The following is a 17,433-nucleotide window of genomic DNA, read 5'->3' as shown; positions in this document are numbered from 1 at the left end:
TGATGCTGATCGGCCCCACCCTCGGGCGGTACTTCGCCGCCCGGTTCCTGCGCACGGTGCTCGGCGTGTTCGTCACCGTGTTCGCCCTGGTCTACACCCTCGACTTCGTCGAGCTGCTGCGCCGCGCCGGGGAGGCCCAGGGCGCCTCCACGGGGCTGATGGCGCAGCTCTCCCTCTACCGCACCCCGGCGGTGGCCGAGGGCGTCCTGCCGTTCGCGGTCCTGTTCGGCTCCATGGCGGCCCTGCTGCAGCTGTCGCGCAAGCTGGAACTGGTGGTCGCCCGCGCGGCGGGAATCTCGGCCTGGCAGTTCCTCCAGCCCGGCTTCTTCGTGGCGCTGGCCCTCGGGGCGCTGGCGGTCGGCGTCTACAACCCGGTCTCGGCCCTCCTGAAGCAGCGCTCCACCGAGATCGAGGCGAAGATCTTCGCCAAATCCACCAAGGCCGGCTCGGGCAAGGACCTTTGGATCCGCCAGAAGGGCCTCGACGGCGAGGCGATCCTGCGCGCCGAGACCGCCATCGAGGGCACCACCACCCTTGCGGGCGTCTCGGTCTTCACCTTCGACGCGGCCGGCAAGTTCGCCGAGCAGCTGGTCGCCGCCCGCGCCGCGCTCCACGACGGCTATTGGGAACTCTCCGATGTGCGCGTTCTCACACCGGACGCCCCGCCTGAGTCGTTCGACACCTACCTGATCGCCTCGAACCTCGATCCCGGGCAGGTGCGGCAGCGCTTCACCCCCCCGGAATCTGTGCCTTTCTGGCAACTTCCCACAACCATCGCGCGGACCGAGCGGGCCGGTTTGGACGCCACCCGGTACCGTCTCCAGTACGATGTCCTGTGGGCGAGGCCGGTCCTGTTCGTCGCCATGGTGATCGTGGCGGCAACCGTTTCCTTACGGTTCTTCCGCTTTGGTGGGGTCGGCAAACTCGTCCTCGGAGGCGTCGCGGCCGGCTTCGCCCTCTACGTGATCCGACAGGTCATGGAGGGGCTCGGCGCGTCCGGACTCGTCGCCGCACCGGTGGCGGCCTGGTTCCCGGCCGTGGTAGGCAGTCTTCTCGGTACGCTCACGCTTCTGTACCAGGAAGACGGCTGACTTCCGCGATCCTGCGCGGGACGGGGGACGGGTGTTGAGGTTGGTGACGGCAGACGTCACAGGGGTTGGGACGCGCGTTGCGTAAGGTCGCCGACATCCTGCGGAAGGTAGGTTTCCTGGCCGTGCTGGCGCTCGCCGCGCCGCTGGCGGGGGGCCTGTCCGCGCACGCGCAGGGGCTGCCCGCCGTGACGGCCGGCAAGCCCGGCGACAAGCTCCTCGTCGAGGCCGACGAGCTGATCTACGACAACGATCACGGCACCGTGACCGCACGGGGCAATGCCGAGCTGCATTACGGTCCGCGGACCCTGCAGGCCGACCGCGTCCGCTACGACCGGAACAGCGGCCGGGTCTTCGCCGAGGGCAATGTCCGCCTGACCGAGGCCGATGGCGGCGTCGTGACCGGCGCGCGGATGGAGCTCACCGACGACTTCAAGACCGGCTTCGTCGACGCCTTCCGCGGCCAGCAGACGGTGCAGCGCAAGTTTGAGACCGTCCGCACCCGCTTCTCGGCCCCCCGCGCGGAGCGGCTGAACGGCGAGCAGACGAGCTTCGAATCCGGCAGCTACACCGCCTGCGAGCCGTGCAAGGACAACCCCGAGACGCCGCCGCTCTGGCAGATCAAGGCGAAGAAGATCATCCACGACAACGAGACCCACACGGTCTATTTCGACGCGTCGACGCTGGAGATCGCCGGCATCCCGGTGGCCTACCTGCCGTATTTCGAGGCGCCGGACCCGACGGTGAAGCGCAAGACCGGCTTCCTGACGCCGCGCTTCGTCACGACGACCGCACTCGGCAACGGCGTGTCGCTTCCGTACTTCATCAATCTCGCGCCGAATTACGACCTGACACTGACGCCGACCCTGCTCAGCCGTCAGGGGCTGCTGGCGCAGGGCGAGTTCCGGCAGCGGATCGACAACGGCTTCTACAACATCCGCCTGTCGGGCATCTCGCAGACGACGCCCTCGGCCTTCCTGCCGAGCCCGCTGGGTGCCGGCGAGCGCGACTTCCGCGGCTCGGTGGAGTCCCAGGGCCGGTTCTACATCAACCCCCGCTGGCGGACGGGCTGGGACCTCGTCGGCGTCACCGACAAGTGGTTCCTCGACAATTACCGGATCCGCAATCAGAACATCACCACGGACTATTTCCGGGAGGCGACCTCGACCGCCTACCTGATCGGCCAGGGCGACCGGTCGTGGTTCGAGGCGCGGGGCTACTACTTCAAGGGACTGTCGAGCTTCGACTGGCAGAAGCAGCAGCCGATCGTCGCGCCGGTCATCGACTACGACAAGCGCGTCAACGGTCCGTCCGAGATCGGCGGCGAGGTACGCTTCCAGGCCAATATCACCAGCCTGAACCGGGAGACCACGCAGTTCCAGGGGCTGCCGCGCACCGCAAGCTACCTGTTCTCGCCGAGCGTCAACGGCGTCAGCTTCCCGCTCTACCAGACCTGCACGGTGTTCCAGCGCGGCACCTGCGCGATCCAGGGGCTCGCCGGAAACAACACCCGCGCCTCCGCGGAGCTGTCCTGGCGGCGCAGCTTCATCGACGACATGGGCCAGAAGTTCACCCCCTTCGCGTATCTGCGCACCGACGCGTTCTTCAACAGCACGAGCTTCTCAGGCTACCAGAACGACCTCGTCCCCCAGGTCGCCCATGTCGACCAGGGCTTCGCCGGCCGGGTGATGCCGGCGATCGGCCTCGACTATCGGTACCCGTTCGTCGCCAACTTCGGCGCGCTCGGCGTCCACACCCTGGAACCGATCGGCCAGATCATCGCCCGCCCCTCGGAGACGCGGATCGGCCGCCTGCCCAACGAGGACGCGCAGAGCCTCGTGTTCGACGACACCTCCCTGTTCGAGTGGGACAAATTCTCCGGCTACGACCGGGTCGAGGGTGGCGTGCGCACCAATCTCGGCGGCCAGTACTCGGTCGTGACCCCGTCGGGCTGGTACGCCAACGTGCTGTTCGGCGAGTCCATCCAACTCGCCGGCGTCAACTCGTTCCGCCGCGGCGACATCGCCAATGTCGGCCTCGATTCCGGGCTCGAGACGCAGCGGTCGGACTTCGTGGGACGGTTCCAGGTCTCGCCGAACCAGAATATCACGTTCATCAGCCGAGCCCGGTTCAACCAGTCCGACTTCCACGTGTCGCGGTTCGAGACCGGAGCGACGGCGCGGTTCGCGCCGTTCCTGCCCCTGAGCGTGTCGGCGTTCTACTCCTACTATGAGGCGCAGCCGCTGCTCGGCTACAGCCACTACCGCGAGGGCATCACCGCCACAGCGACCTACAACATCACGCCGAACTGGTTCATCTCGGGCTCGCTGCTCGTCGACCTCACGCACTACCTCGACGTCCGCAACACCTATCAGGACGCGCTAACCTCGTACCTGGCCAACCCGATCGGGACGGTACCGGTCTACCAGAACCCAGGACGCTTCTACCTGTCGGGTGCGAGCTTCGGTGGCGGCTACCAGGACGAGTGCACGACGGTCTCGCTGAACTACATCAACTCGCCGATCGCCACCGCCACCGGCGTGCGCGAGCGCAACCAGACCGTGCTGCTCCGCGTCGAGTTGAAGACCCTGGGCGAGGCGGACCTGCGCCAGAACGTCGGCACCGCGATCACGGCGGACGGCATCGCCTCGGTGCGCTGACGGCCTTCCGGCGCGGCGCCGTCGATCCGGCGAGCGGGCGGCGGACTCCACGATCGCCGTTCCGAACGCCCCCCACCGGGGATGCGCCTGACCCGCGCGGGCGCTATAGACCCCCCATGCCGCCCCTCGCCCTCACCCTCGGAGACCCTGCCGGGATCGGTCCGGAGCTGGCGCTCAGCGCCTGGCTCGGGCGGGGCGGCGCCGATCCGCTGCCGCCGTTCTTCCTGGTGGCGGATCCCGACTTCATCGAGCGCCTCGCCCATCGCCTCGGCCGCGCCGTCCCGGTGGCGGAGGTCGATCCCGAGACCGCCGCCGAGGTTTTCCCGCGCGCCCTCCCGGTGGTGCCGCTGCCCAGCGGCGCCCGCGTCGCGGCCGAGCCCGGTGTCCCGGATTCCGTCAATGCCGGCGCGATCATCGAGTCGATCACGGCGGCGGTGGCGTTCGTGAAGGCCGGGCGCGCGCGGGCGGTGGTCACCAACCCGATCGCCAAGTTCGTGCTGACCCGGGCGGGTTTCGCGCATCCCGGCCACACCGAGTTCCTGGCCGCCCTCTCGGCGCCGCCCGGCCGGACGCCGCCCCGGCCCGTCATGATGATCTGGAGCGCCGGCCTCTCGGTGGTGCCGGTGACGATCCACGTTCCGCTCAAGGACGTGCCCGGTCTCCTGACGCAGGACCTCGTCGAGGAGACCGCTCTCATCGTCGCCCGGGACCTGCGGGACCGGTTCGGCCTCCCCGAGCCGCGCCTCGTGCTGGCCGGCCTGAACCCGCATGCGGGCGAGGCGGGGACTATCGGCCACGAGGACCGGGACGTCCTCGCGCCCGCGGTGGCGCGGCTCAGGGCGCAGGGCATCGATATTCGCGGGCCGCTGCCGGCCGATACCCTGTTCCATGCTCGCGCGCGCGCCACCTACGACGTCGCCTTGGCGCCCACGCACGATCAGGCCCTGATTCCGATCAAGACCATCGCGTTCGACGACGGCGTCAACGTCACCCTGGGTTTGCCGTTCGTGCGGACCTCGCCGGACCACGGCACCGCCTTCGACATCGCCGGCAAGGGCATCGCGCGGCCCGACAGCCTCATGGCGGCCCTGCGCCTCGCCGACCGGCTGGCCGCCCACGAGGCGGCGCGGACCGGCGCGGCGGACGGGGCCGCGATCATTCCGTTCAGCGTGTATGCCGGACGGCCCCGGCCCGTGGGCGCACAACATTTCGATCCCGAGGACGAATTGTGACGCACGCATCATGAGTGCCGGCGACGGGCTCCCGCCGCTGCGCGATGTGGTCGCCCGGCATGGCCTCGAGCCCAGGAAGGCCCTCGGCCAGAACTTCCTGTACGACCTCAACCTCACCGGCCGGATCGCCCGCGCGGCGGGACCGCTGGCGGGCGTGACCGTGGTGGAGGTCGGCCCCGGGCCGGGCGGCCTGACCCGCGCGCTGCTGGCCGAGGGGGCGGCGCGCGTCGTGGCGATCGAGCGCGACCCGCGCGCCCTGCCGGCCCTTGCCGAGATCGCCGCCCACTATCCCGGTCGCCTCGAGGTCATCGACGCCGATGCCCTCGCCTTCGACCCGCGGCCACTCGTGGGCGCCGGGCAGGCGCGGATCGTCGCCAACCTGCCCTACAATGTCGGCACGGCGCTGCTCACCGGCTGGCTCGGCGGCGAGGCCTGGCCGCCCTGGTGGGATCAGGCCGTGCTGATGTTCCAGCGCGAGGTCGCCGATCGCATCGTCGCCGGGCCGGAGACGCGGGCCGATTACGGCCGGCTCGGCGTGCTCTGCGGCTGGCGCAGCGAGGCCGAGATTCTGTTCGATGTCAGCCCCTCGGCCTTCGTCCCGCCGCCGAAGGTGACGTCCAGCGTGGTCCGGCTGGTGCCGCGGGCAAAGCCCCTGCCCTGCCGCGCTGGTGCCCTGGAGGCCGTCACCCGGGCGGCGTTCGGCCAGCGGCGCAAGATGCTGCGCCAGAGCCTCAAGGTGCTGACGCAGGATGCAGGGGCGCTCTTGGCCGAAGCGGGCCTGACCGAGACGGCGCGGGCGGAGGAGATCTCGGTGGCGGGCTTCGTCGCCCTCGCCAACCTGTGGGACGCACACAGAAAAGCCGGCGCCGCTGTGACGGCGCCGGCCTGAAGGATGTCTCGGAAGCCCCGGCGCGGAGGCCGGGACGCGGTGGCGGTCAGCGCGTCTGCTGGATCGCCGACAGCACCCAGCCGCGGCCGGGCTGCCGCAGGAAGGTCCAGAGCTCGGTCGCCTCGGACGAATCCGTGGAGACGACGCGGCCGCCGGCCCGTTCGACCATCACGTCCTTGAGGGCATAGCGCATCGCCACGGTGGCGTAGTCGGTGCGATCCTCACCCCAGGATTCCGCGAGGTCGCCCTGAAGCAGCTTCACGTCGGAGATCTTGTTCACCACCCCGCGGGCCGCGTTGTTGCGCAGCTCCTCGTCGAAATACGCGACCATCTCGGGCGTCGACAGGTTGCCCAGCGTCACCCGATCCTCGTGGGAATAGGCGTCCTGGATGTCCCCGAGCAGACGCTCGAAGGCCTGATAGTCGGCCGGGCCGATCTGCACCGGGCGTGCCTGCGGGGGCCGCTGGCCGCCGCGGAACGTCCCGCCCGCAGGACCGGCGGGAGCCCCGCCCATCGGGCCGCCCGGACCCTGCGGCCCGTCGAGGTTCGAGCGGGCGTAGGGGGCGCCGGCACCAGCCGGCTCGTTCCGGCGGCGGAAGAACCGCAGCGCGAGCATCACCACGAGGACGACCAGCCCGACCTGGAACAGCAGGCCGATCATCGACGCGAGACCGCCGAGGCCCCCGAAGAACCCGCCGCCGAGGAGCGCGCCGATCAGGCCTGCCCCCAGGAGGCCCGCAAAGAAGCCGCCGCCGAAGCGCCGGCCCGGCGCGGCCGGAGCCTGCATGCCGGGGCTGCCCATGCCGGGGGATGGCGCGGTCTGCGAGCGCTGCATCGACATGCCGCCGCCCGGGGCCGTCGGCGTCGCGGACGGCGCCGTGTAGGTGCGCGATCCGCGGGATCCGAAGGATCCACCACCGCCCGGACGGGCTTCGGCGACGGGTGCCGCGACGGTCAGCGCCGCGGCCAGCGCCAGGAGGGCAGCCACGCGCCGGCGACGCGAAAACTCAGTAAACATGTACACGCCTCTGAGGACGAGAACCGGAGGGCGCATTGCGCCAGTGACGATATGGGAACGGCCGGGCTCGGGTTTTAGTCCTGCCCACCAACCGTGGAATCTCGTTTTCTACCGCTCAGTGCAGCGTGCGCTCCGGCGCCGCCGGGAACGAGAGGCGCACCTGGGTCCCCGTTCCGATCTGGCTGTCGATGGTGATGGTGCCGTTCTGGCGCTTCATCAGCCCATGCACGATGGCGAGGCCTGCGCCGCGCCCGGCCTCGTGGCTGGTCTGGAACGGCGCCAGTGCCCGGGCGAGCATCTCCGGCGACATGCCCTGCCCGGTATCCCCGATGGCGATCCCGACGCTGCCCTGGCTCGGCTGCTGCAGGGAGCGGTCGCCGGGATCGATCCGGAAGGTCGCCAGCGTCAGGGTCCCCCCCGAGGGCATGGCCTCGCAGGCATTGGCGACGAGATGCCGCAGGGCGAATTCGATCTGGGTCGGGTTGCTGATCGCCCGGGGCAGGCCCGGCGTGGCCGCGACGGTGAGCCGGATCCCCGCCGGCAGATCGGGGGCGAGGCGGGCGGCGACATCCGCCACGATCGCGTCGAGGTCGACCGCCCGGACGTCGGGGGCGATGCGACGGGAATAGGCCAACAGGTGCCGGGTCAGGATCGCCGCCCGCTCGGTGGCGTCGGCCGAGCGCGCGATCGCCCGCTGGATGAACGGTTCCTGGCGGTCGCCGAGGCGGCGTTTCAGGCCGTCGATGTAGCCGATCAGGATCTGCAGGAAATTGTTGAACTCGTGCGCCACGCTGTTGGTCAGGAGCCCCAGCGCTTCGCGCTGGCGGGACAGGGCCAGGGCGCCTTCGGCCTCGCGGCGCGGCGTGACATCCAGGATCTGGCCGATCCGGCACTGGGTGTTGGGCAAGGGGGCCGTCGTCAGTTCACCCCAGAAGCTGGTTCCGTCGGCGCGCGCCGCCAGGAAATCTTGGCCTTCGGACCGGGTTGGATCGAGCGGTGTCGCGCGCGGCGCCACGATCAGGTCGAAGCCCCGCGCGACGAGTGCCTCCGCCGGGAAGCCGGTGAGATGTGCCAGGGCGGGATTGGCGTGGAGGATGCGGCCCTGCGCGTCGAGCACGAGGCTCGGCGTCGGCAGCGCGTCGAGGAGCGTGCGGGCCTCGTCTGAGAGCGATCCGCCCTCGGCCGCGCTGTGATCCGTCCCGGGCTGCTCCATGCTGCTTTCGCACTCAGCGGATGCGGAAGGTCCGCGACGGATGAGCGATAGCGACGAACCGCGTCACGGCCAAGCGAGGGGGCCAAGCGAGCCGGCCAGTTCGTCCGCGGGCTTACTGGCGCACCCACATGACCCGGGCCATCCAGGCGACCTCACCGAGATTCAGGATCCGGTCTTCGTGCTCCGGGTTCAGCGAGGCCAGCTCGACGGTCCGGGCCGTACGCCGCTTCAATTCCTTGGCCAGGACCTCGCCGCCGTGCAGGCGAACCACGACACGGTCGCCCTTGCGCACGCTCGCCGTCGGCGACACGATCAGGACGTCCCCGTCCCGGAACAACGGCAGCATGGAATCGCCCTGGATCTCCAGCGCGAAGGCCCGCTCCTCGCCGAGGTCGGGGAACTCGATTTCCTCCCAGCCGGCGCCGCCGGTGGGCATACCCTCGTCGGTGAACAGGCGGCCGGCCCCGGCCTGGGTGAGACCGATCAGCGGGACCATGGTCCGGGCCGGGATCTCCCGGGCCTCGATCAGGCGCAGGAACTCGTCGAGGCTCGATCCGGTCGCGGCCAGGACCTTCGACACCGATTCCGTAGAGGGCCAGCGCTTGCGACCGTCGGCGCCGACGCGCTTCGAGCGGTTGAAGCTGGTCGCATCCAGGCCGGCCCTGCGGGCGAGTCCGGAGGCCGAGTAGCCGTGCCGTTCGGCGAGCCGGTCGATGGCGTTCCAGATCTGCTCGTGCGACAGCATAGCGGGCTCGGAAGCTCACCCAGAGCGGGGAGGCGCCCCCGTCTCACCAGCCGGAATCCGGCTGCCTCGGAGGCATGCAGACGGTCTTGCCGCCGGGTGCGGTCGACACCCGCCGGGTACGCGCGGCGATACTTGACGATGCGCAGTCCGGACACGGTCTCCCGCTCCGGACACGGCTCTATGACGGTCAGCCTACTCGTAGGAAAGTAGAACTACGGGCGGCAGAATGCAATCGCTCCTCGAATCCTCGGGGCGTATCGGTGTTGCCGCGGGCACGCGGCCCCTCTATCGACGCGTCGGTTCCGAGGAGCTTCGATGCCGCTCATCTACAAGATCTGCCCGCGCGCCCTGTGGCGCGAGGCCGAGACCGCCGGCGCATTCAGCGGCGCGCCGATCGACCGGCAGGACGGCTTCATCCACTTCTCCACGGCTGCCCAGGTTGCCGAGACGGCGGCCCGTCATTTCGCGGGACAGGGCGACCTGCTCCTCGTCGCCGTCGCGGCCGATGCCCTCGGGGAAAGTCTGCGCTACGAGCCCTCCCGGGGCGGCGCGCTGTTCCCGCATCTCTACGGACCGCTCCCCCTCGCCGCGGTGGTCTCGGTGGACGAAATGCCGCTTGGGGCGGATGGACAGCATGCCTTCCCGGTCGGGATCCTGCCCGCATGATCGAAGCCGCCTTCCCCCTGGTACGGCCCCTGCTGCACCGCCTGGACGCGGAGCGCGCGCACGACCTGACGCTGCACGCCCTCGCCCTCCTGCCTCCGGCAGCTCCCCCGGCAGATGATCCGCGGCTCGCCGTCGACCTCCTCGGCCGCCGCTTCCCGAACCCGGTCGGTCTCGCGGCCGGCTTCGACAAGGGCGCGCGGGTGCCGGACGCGCTGCTCGGTCTCGGCTTCGGCTTCGTCGAGGTCGGCGGGGTCGTTCCGCGGCCGCAGCCCGGCAATCCCCGGCCCCGGGTGTTCCGCCTCGCCGCCGACCGGGCGGTGATCAACCGCTTCGGGCTCAACAGCGAGGGGCTGGAGGTGGTGGCCGACCGGCTGCGCGCCCGGAGGGGGCGTCCGGGCCTCGTCGGCGTCAATATCGGCGCCAACAAGGACTCGACCGACCGCCTCGCCGACTACGCCGCCTGCACGGCCGCGCTCGCGCCCCTGGTGGACTTCGTCACCGTCAACGTATCCTCGCCCAACACGCCGGGCCTGCGCGACCTCCAGGGCGAGGCCTTCCTCGACGAGCTGCTCGCCCGGACGATCGAGGCCCGCGACGCGGCCGGCGCCAAGGCGGCGATCCTCCTGAAGATCGCCCCCGACATGGCGCTCGATGCCCTCGACGCGGTCTGCGACACCGCCCGGCGGCGCGGTGTCCAGGCCCTGGTCGTGTCCAACACCACGGTGGCACGGCCGGCGAGCCTCCGCGAACGTGGGCTCGCCAGGGAAACAGGCGGCCTCTCCGGTCGCCCCCTCTTCGGTCCGGCGACCCGGATGCTGGCCCAGACCCGCCTGCGCGTCGGGGACGACCTGCCGCTAATCGGCGTGGGCGGCGTCGATTCGGCGGAGGCCGCCTGGACCAAGATCCTAGCCGGGGCGAGCTTGGTGCAACTCTACTCGGCCCTCGTCTACGAAGGCCCGGGGCTGGTCGGGCGCATCAAGGCGGGACTCCTGGAGCGCATGAAGCGGGATGGGATCGCGTCGCTCCGGCAGGCCGTCGGACGTGGCGCCGCCGATCTCGCCCGCGGGGACTGACCCGACATCAGGACGACCGCCTCGGCGCCTTGGTGAATGCGAGCGAGGCGGAGCCATCGAGCCGCGCCGCGCCGCGTCCCTCCCTCCGGCGGCGCCTGAGGTCGCTTCGCCGCACGCGAACGCCGCGAGCGCGGCRCTCCGTCGGCGAAGCCGGCGCCCAGGCCGCCGATCCGCGCCTTGACGGTTTGGAAAGGCTTTACGGAGCGGGAGGTTAGCCTGTGTCCCGTGCATGAGGGGCCTGCGCGGACACGCCATTGTGAGGGTGCTGCGGAGACGCTTATCTCGCGGTTGCGAGAGCCTTCGCGCCACCAATTCCAGGACGGTTCATGGCCCAGTCTGAAGGGTCTTCCAAGCGCTCATCCGCCGCCGGCGGCTGGGGCGCTCTGAAGAGCTGCGGCAAGCACCTGCTCGGCAGCCGCGCGCCCCTCACCGGCGCCCGCGCGCTGCTGAAGGCCAACCAGCCCGACGGGTTCGACTGCCCCGGCTGCGCCTGGGGCGACCCGGAGCACGGCTCGTCCTTCGAGTTCTGCGAAAACGGCGTGAAGGCAGTCTCCTGGGAGGCCACCGACAAGCGCACGAAGCCGTCCTTCTTCGCCAAGCACACGCTGACCGAGCTGCGGGGCTGGAGCGACTACGCCCTCGAGGGGCAGGGCCGCCTCACGCATCCGATGCGCTACGACGCAGCGAGCGACCGCTACCTGCCGGTGAGCTGGGACGTGGCCTTCGCGGAGATCGGCGCGACGCTCCGCGGCCTCGACCATCCGGATCAGGCGGAGTTCTACACCTCGGGCCGCGCCTCGAACGAGGCGGCCTATATCTACCAGCTCTTCGCGCGGGCCTACGGGACCAACAATTTCCCCGACTGCTCGAACATGTGCCACGAGGCCAGCGGCGTCGCGCTGATCGACGCGATCGGCATCGGCAAGGGCACGGTCCTGCTGGAGGATTTCGAGAAGGCGGACGCGATCTTCTGCGTCGGCCAGAATCCCGGGACCAACCATCCGCGCATGCTCGGCGACCTGCGTCGGGCGGCCGAGCGCGGGACGCAGGTCGTCGTGCTGAACCCTGTGCGCGAGCGCGGCCTGGAGCGGTTCGCCGACCCGCAGAACACCGTCGAGATGCTGCGCGGGGCGAGCCGCCCCATCGCGAGTCATTACCTCCAGCCGCGCTCCGGCGGCGACATGGCGGCCTTCCGCGGCATCGCCAAGATCGTGTTCGCTCGCGACGCCGAGGCGTTGGCGGCCGGCCGCCCCTCGCTCCTCGACCGCGCCTTCCTGGAGCACCATACCGACGGGCTCGAGGCCTACCGGACGGCCGTCGAGGCGACCTCCTGGGAGGCGATCCTCGACCAGTCCGGCCTCACGATGGACGAAATCGCCGCCATGGCGGACGTCTATCTCGGGGCGCAGCGCGTCATCGCCACCTGGGCCATGGGCGTAACCCAGCACCGCCACTCCGTGGCGACGATCCGGGAGATCGCCAACCTCCTGTTCCTGCGGGGCCATATCGGTCGGCCCGGCGCGGGCCTTTGCCCGGTCCGCGGCCATTCCAACGTGCAGGGCGATCGCACGGTCGGCATCAACGAGCGCCCCGCCGCCGCCTTCCTGGATGCCCTGGAGCAGCATTTCGGCCTCGCCATGCCGCGCCGGCACGGCCACAACGTGCTCGCGGCGATCCGCGCCATGCGCGACGGCACGTCCAAGGCCTTCATCGGGCTCGGAGGCAACTTCCTGCGCGCGACGCCCGACACGCCGGTCGTCGCGCGGGCGCTGGCCTCGTGCCGGCTCACCGTGCACATCGCCACGAAGCTCAACCACGCCCACCTGGTGCCCGGCGCGGTCGGCTACCTGCTGCCCTGCCTGGGCCGCACCGAGATCGACCGGAACGCCGAGGGCAAGGTCCAGATCGTGACCGTCGAGGACTCGATGAGCATGGTCCACGGGTCGGGCGGCATCAACAAGCCGGCCTCGGCAGAGCTGCGCTCCGAGATCGCCATCATCGCCGGGATGGCGCAGGCGACGGTCGGCTCGGCCGCCATCGACTGGGCCGGCTTCGCCGCCGATTACGACCGGATCCGCGAGGCGATCGCCGCCACGATCCCGGGCTTCACCGGCTACAACACCCGGGTGCGCAAGCCGCGTGGCTTCATGCTGCGCAACCTCGCCGCCGAGCGTGTGTTCGAGACCGGAACGGGCCGCGCCAATTTCTCGGCGGAGGCGCTGCCGGCCGAGACCGAACACCAGGCCGCGCAGAAGGCGCCGGACACGTTCGTGCTCCAGACCTTCCGGAGCCACGATCAGTACAACACGACGATCTACGGCCTGGATGACCGCTACCGGGGTGTGTACGGCGAGCGCCGGGTGGTCTTCGCCCATCCGGACGACCTCGCGGAGATCCGCGACCGGCTCGGGGAGCGCGTCGACATCGTCGGCCTCCACGCGGACGGCACCCCTCGGCGGGCCGAGGACTTCCGCTTGGTACCCTTCGACATGCCGCGGGGTTCGCTCGCGGGCTACTACCCGGAACTCAACGTCCTGGTGCCGCTCTCGACCTTCGGTGAGAAGAGCGACACGCCGACCTCCAAGTCGGTGCTAGTGACGCTGCAGGCGCGCGCGGCGGCGTGAGTGGGGCGCCCGACGAGGCGGCGTTCGTCGCCGCCCTCGACCGGATCACGGCTGCCGATCCCGCCCTCGACCCGTTGGCGGCCGGCCTCCTGGCGGCCCTTGAGCTGGGCCTGCCCGGCGACAGCCGCGCCTTCGCCCGCACCTTCGGTGTGGAACACGCCCTGGTGCTGCGGGCCGTCTCCGGCCTGGAGGAGGCCGGTCGCCTCGCCGTGACCGCGCGCGATCCGCGCACACAGCGGACGCGGTACGCGGCGCCCGCCTGAACGGCTCTGTCAGTGCGGTGCCGCGGATCGCGGGCGGCCCATGCCCGATCAGGCCGTCTTCATGAACCGGGTCACGCTCTCCGAAAGCCCGGCCGAATGGCCGGCGAGGCTCTCGGCGATGCCCTGGACCGCCTGGGCGAACTGACCGGTGGCACTGGCGGCCTCGGACACGCCGCCGATATTGCCCGCCATCTCATGGGTCGAGACCGCCTGCTCCTCGACGGCGCCCGCCATGGACAGGGTCAGCTTGGAGAGTTCCCCCACCGCCGCGGTGATCATCTCGATGGCGCCGACCGCCTCGCCCGTGGCGCTCTGGATCGCCGACACCTGCTGGGTGATCTCGCCGGTCGCCTTGGCGGTCTGTTCGGCGAGCGCCTTCACCTCGCTCGCCACCACCGCGAAGCCGCGACCGGCGGCGCCGGCCCGGGCCGCCTCGATGGTGGCGTTCAGGGCCAGGAGGTTGGTCTGGTCGGCGATCGACTTGATCATGCCGACCACCGCGTCGACCTTGCGGGCGTTCTCGGCGAGCTGGCGCATCGTCGCGTCGGTGGTTCCGGCCTGGACGGCGATCTGCTGCGCGCGCTCCGAGACCCGTCCGACCTGACCGGAGATCTCCTGGATCGCACCGTTCATCTGCTCGGAGCTGGCCGCGACCGAGGAGGCCTTGTCCCGCGCGGCTTCGGCCGATTGCATCAGCCCCTGGGCCGAGTTCTGCATCTCCTGGATCGCGGAACCCACGGCCTCGACGACCCGCTTGACGTCGGTCTCCATGTTCACCTGTGCGGTGACCACCGCCCAGGTCAGCATCGGGCCGATGTACCGGCCCGTCTCGTCGTTCACGGCCGTGACCCGGAGATTAAGGGTCTCCGGCCCGACCTTGATCTTGGTGGTATGGGGCAGCCGGCTCGCATCCGCCAGCATGGTCCGCTGATGATGCGGGTTCTTGTGGAAGACGTCGAAGGAGCAGCCCATCATCTCGTCGACCGTCACGGGCAGGTGCTGCTCGATCGTCCCGAGGGTCCGGCGCGACGTGGCGTTCATGTAGTCGATCTTGAAATCGTTCGTCAGGTCCGCGGTCATCACCGCGACCGGGACGTTGTCGATCATCGTCAGGAGCCGGTTGACCTCCTTCTTCTTCGCGGAAATGTCCGACGCGAACTTGACGACCTTCACGGGCCGACCGCGGGCGTCGAGGACGGGGTTGTAGGTTGCCTCCAGCCACACCGAGGCGCCGTCCTTGTCGAGACGCAGGAACTCGCCGGTAACGTATTCACCCTTCTTCAGCGTGTCCCAGAACGCCGCATAATCCGCCGTCTCGGCAAAGTGCTTGTCGACGAAGACGCGATGGTGCCGATCCTTGATGTCGGCGAGACTGTATTTCATCAGCGCCAGAAAATTCTGGTTCGCGTGCAGGACGTTTCCGTCCATGGAGAATTCGATGATCGCGAGCGAGCGATCGAGGGCATCGATCTTGGCCTGGGCTTCGTTGAAGGTGCTGCGGTTGAACATGGCTAGGCTCGCGTTTCTCGGCGGCCCTGATAGCGCGGACATCCTTAATGAACGATTTCGTTGGAGTGACAGATCAGTCGTGCCCGGCTAGGTAGTGCGCGAGACCTTGCCTTTCTCGCCGGACGGATAAAAGACATCGATTTCTCGGGCGGCGATACGATCGGAATGCGCAATGATTGGACTAGAAGACTATATTAAATGCGAAAAGGTCAGAACCATCCGCGAATACGAAAATAGATCATCGGCGCTACGGCGCTGAAGAGGATCAGGCCGAGGGCGTAGGGGTATCCGAGGGTCCAGTCCAGCTCCGGCATGTGCTTGAAATTCATGCCGTAGATCGAGGCGATCAACGTCGGCGGAACGCCGACGACCGAGACGACGGTGAGCACGCGGAAGACGTTGTTCTGCTCGATGGTGATGAGCCCCAGGGCCGCGTCGAGGAGGAATTGAACGTTCTCCGCGAGGCGCGTCTCGAACTCGTCGAGCGATTCGATGTCCCGCTTGATGGTCTCGAACCGGGTATCGTCCGGCAGGCCGATGCCGTCGCATGCCGCCGCCACGAACGGGATGATCCGCTCGAGTCCCAGCAGGCTGGCGCGGATCTTTCCCAGGACCTTTCCGCGGTTGCTGATCCCCCGCAGGATCCGACGCAGGGCGAGGTCCCGGCGCCGGGGCGGCGGGCTCTCCAGGCGCCGCCGCTCGGCGCCGCGAACATCGAAGTCGAAGATCCGCGTCGACAGGCTGTCGAGGTCCGATCCCATATCCTCCAGGGCATCGGCGAGGCTGTCCACGAGCTCTTCCAGGATCACCAGGAAGACCTCGCTCGGGGTGACGCTGCCGTCGCCATCGGCGATCCGCTTCCCGGCCGAGTCGAATGCGCGCAGATCGTGAAAGCGCACGGTCACCAGCCGGTCCTTCGACAGCAGGAAGCCCAGGGGCTTCAACTGCGAGTCGCTGCGCTCGAAGGTGATCATCGGGGTCGACACCGAGAAACCGGCCTTCACTCGGCGCAGGCGACTGGAGGTTTCAACCTCTGCCAGTGCCTCCCGGGAGGGAATGCGCAGGCCCGTGGCTGCCTCGACGGCGGCCGCCTCCTCGGAACTCGGATCCTTGAGATCGAGCCAGACGGCGTCCGCCGGGATGGCCCCGCCGAGATCCGGCGCCAGCGAGCCCTCGGGTCCGTGCAGGCTCAGCATGGGGTCACGTCATCCGCCGGGGAAAAGGGTAAGGGCAGGTCATCAAGCCGTCGCGCGAGGGTGCGACAGCCTTGACACCCAAGCGTGGCGAGCCTATCTCGCCGACGTCTTTGGCACTCGCCGAGACAGAGTGCTAACAGTCGAGTTCGCAAGCGGTCCCGCCGGCCGCATCAACGCCAACTCCAGACCTGAAGCAAGAGGGCAGCTCATGAAGTTCCGTCCGCTGCACGACCGCGTGGTCGTCCGTCGCATCGAAGGCGAAGAGAAGACCAAGGGCGGCATCATCATCCCGGACACCGCCAAGGAAAAGCCGCAGGAGGGCGAGGTCATCGCCGTCGGTCCCGGCGCCCGCGACGAGTCCGGCCGCGTCAACGCGCTCGACGTGAAGGCCGGTGACCGCGTCCTGTTCGGCAAGTGGTCCGGCACCGAGGTCAAGATCGACGGTCAGGACCTCCTGATCATGAAGGAATCCGACATCATGGGCGTCGTCGCCCTCTGATCGGATCGCCCGTCTCCACCCTTTGAGGCCCCGCGGGGTCTTGGGGTCGAACCCAACCAGACAAGAGGCAAACCATGGCAGCGAAAGACGTTCGTTTCTCCGCCGACGCCCGCGATAAGATGCTGCGCGGCGTCGACATCCTCGCGGATGCGGTGAAGGTGACGCTCGGCCCGAAGGGTCGCAACGTCGTGATCGAGAAGAGCTTCGGCGCCCCGCGCATCACCAAGGACGGCGTCACCGTCGCCAAGGAGATCGAGCTCGCCGACAAGTTCGAGAACATGGGCGCCCAGATGGTGCGCGAAGTGGCCTCGAAGACCAACGACATCGCGGGTGACGGCACCACCACCGCGACCGTGCTGGCCCAGGCCATCGTCCGCGAGGGCGCCAAGTACGTCGCCGCCGGCATCAACCCGATGGACCTGAAGCGCGGCATCGACCTCGCCACCCAGGCCGCCGTGAAGGACATCATCGCCCGTGCCAAGAAGGTCTCGACCTCCGACGAGGTCGCTCAGGTCGGCACGATCTCCGCCAATGGCGACAAGGAGATCGGCGAGATGATCGCCCACGCCATGCAGAAGGTGGGCAACGAGGGCGTGATCACGGTCGAGGAGGCCAAGACGGCCGAGACCGAACTCGACGTCGTCGAGGGCATGCAGTTCGACCGCGGCTACCTGTCCCCGTACTTCATCACGAACGCGGAGAAGATGGTCGCCGAGCTTGAGGACCCCTACATCCTCATCCACGAGAAGAAGCTGTCC

At 69.4% G+C, this 17,433-nt stretch carries 15 protein-coding genes; 10 read left to right on the top strand and 5 right to left on the bottom strand.

All coding sequences use genetic code 11. The annotated features are described in order from the left end of the window. Positions 1-2: 2 nt before the first annotated feature. From lptG to rsmA, 4 genes are all read left to right on the top strand, one after another. Positions 3-1,091, top strand: coding sequence for an LPS export ABC transporter permease LptG (lptG, locus tag ACXJKQ_RS15940; RefSeq protein ID WP_457106744.1), 1,089 nt, complete (start codon positions 3-5; stop codon positions 1,089-1,091). A 77-nt stretch (positions 1,092-1,168) separates the two neighbouring features. Further along, a complete protein-coding gene (locus ACXJKQ_RS15935) occupies positions 1,169-3,748 on the top strand; it encodes an LPS-assembly protein LptD (RefSeq protein WP_457106708.1) in 2,580 nt (859 codons plus the stop codon). A gap of 116 nt (positions 3,749-3,864) precedes the next feature. Beyond that, positions 3,865-4,980 (top strand): 4-hydroxythreonine-4-phosphate dehydrogenase PdxA, encoded by a 1,116-nt coding sequence (pdxA, locus tag ACXJKQ_RS15930; protein WP_457106707.1) that lies wholly within the window; start codon positions 3,865-3,867, stop codon positions 4,978-4,980. A gap of 10 nt (positions 4,981-4,990) precedes the next feature. Further along, a complete protein-coding gene (gene rsmA / locus ACXJKQ_RS15925; protein ID WP_457106706.1) occupies positions 4,991-5,869 on the top strand; it encodes a 16S rRNA (adenine(1518)-N(6)/adenine(1519)-N(6))-dimethyltransferase RsmA in 879 nt (292 codons plus the stop codon). A 46-nt stretch (positions 5,870-5,915) separates the two neighbouring features. On the opposite strand, the gene ACXJKQ_RS15920 is transcribed toward rsmA, so the two are convergent. From ACXJKQ_RS15920 to ACXJKQ_RS15910, 3 genes are all read right to left on the bottom strand, one after another. After that, positions 5,916-6,887: a TIM44-like domain-containing protein gene (locus tag ACXJKQ_RS15920; RefSeq protein ID WP_457106705.1), complete on the bottom strand. Its 972-nt coding sequence runs from the start codon at positions 6,885-6,887 to the stop codon at positions 5,916-5,918. Between the two features lie 115 nt (positions 6,888-7,002). Continuing rightward, positions 7,003-8,100 (bottom strand): two-component system sensor histidine kinase NtrB, encoded by a 1,098-nt coding sequence (locus ACXJKQ_RS15915; protein ID WP_457106704.1) that lies wholly within the window; start codon positions 8,098-8,100, stop codon positions 7,003-7,005. Between the two features lie 112 nt (positions 8,101-8,212). Continuing rightward, positions 8,213-8,845 carry a S24 family peptidase gene (locus ACXJKQ_RS15910; protein WP_457106703.1) on the bottom strand — a complete coding sequence of 211 codons (633 nt, stop codon included), beginning with the start codon at positions 8,843-8,845 and terminating at the stop codon, positions 8,213-8,215. 315 nt (positions 8,846-9,160) lie between these two features. On the opposite strand from ACXJKQ_RS15910, the gene ACXJKQ_RS15905 reads away from it, so the two are divergent. The 4 genes from ACXJKQ_RS15905 to ACXJKQ_RS15890 all read left to right on the top strand — a co-directional run bounded on the left by ACXJKQ_RS15905 (position 9,161) and on the right by ACXJKQ_RS15890 (position 13,471). Further along, entirely contained in the window at positions 9,161-9,511 is a 351-nt protein-coding gene (locus tag ACXJKQ_RS15905) for a DUF952 domain-containing protein (protein WP_457106702.1), read from the top strand. Continuing rightward, the gene (locus ACXJKQ_RS15900; RefSeq protein ID WP_457106701.1) at positions 9,508-10,584 is read left to right on the top strand and encodes a quinone-dependent dihydroorotate dehydrogenase; all 1,077 of its coding nucleotides are present in this window, start codon (positions 9,508-9,510) and stop codon (positions 10,582-10,584) included. The genes ACXJKQ_RS15905 and ACXJKQ_RS15900 overlap by 4 nt, the downstream gene beginning before the upstream one ends. Positions 10,585-10,910: 326 nt before the next feature. Next, positions 10,911-13,208, top strand: coding sequence for an FdhF/YdeP family oxidoreductase (locus ACXJKQ_RS15895; protein ID WP_457106700.1), 2,298 nt, complete (start codon positions 10,911-10,913; stop codon positions 13,206-13,208). Beyond that, positions 13,205-13,471: a hypothetical protein gene (locus ACXJKQ_RS15890; protein ID WP_457106699.1), complete on the top strand. Its 267-nt coding sequence runs from the start codon at positions 13,205-13,207 to the stop codon at positions 13,469-13,471. The genes ACXJKQ_RS15895 and ACXJKQ_RS15890 overlap by 4 nt, the downstream gene beginning before the upstream one ends. 48 nt (positions 13,472-13,519) lie before the next feature. Here the strand turns inward: ACXJKQ_RS15890 and ACXJKQ_RS15885 are convergent, their stop codons facing one another. Together ACXJKQ_RS15885 and ACXJKQ_RS15880 are read right to left on the bottom strand one after the other, a co-directional pair. Beyond that, on the bottom strand, positions 13,520-14,980 hold the full coding sequence (locus ACXJKQ_RS15885; RefSeq protein WP_457106698.1) for a methyl-accepting chemotaxis protein: 1,461 nt from the start codon (positions 14,978-14,980) through the stop codon (positions 13,520-13,522). 209 nt (positions 14,981-15,189) lie between these two features. Continuing rightward, positions 15,190-16,176 carry a CorA family divalent cation transporter gene (locus ACXJKQ_RS15880; protein ID WP_457106697.1) on the bottom strand — a complete coding sequence of 329 codons (987 nt, stop codon included), beginning with the start codon at positions 16,174-16,176 and terminating at the stop codon, positions 15,190-15,192. 208 nt (positions 16,177-16,384) lie between these two features. On the opposite strand from ACXJKQ_RS15880, the gene groES reads away from it, so the two are divergent. After that, entirely contained in the window at positions 16,385-16,675 is a 291-nt protein-coding gene (gene groES / locus ACXJKQ_RS15875) for a co-chaperone GroES (protein WP_457106696.1), read from the top strand. Between the two features lie 74 nt (positions 16,676-16,749). Beyond that, positions 16,750-17,433: chaperonin GroEL (gene groEL, locus ACXJKQ_RS15870; RefSeq protein ID WP_457106695.1), on the top strand; the 684-nt coding region annotated here is incomplete at its 3' end.

It is taken from the genome of Methylobacterium sp. P5_C11, assembly GCF_054049775.1.
This window is presented reverse-complemented; position numbering and strand designations above follow the sequence as displayed.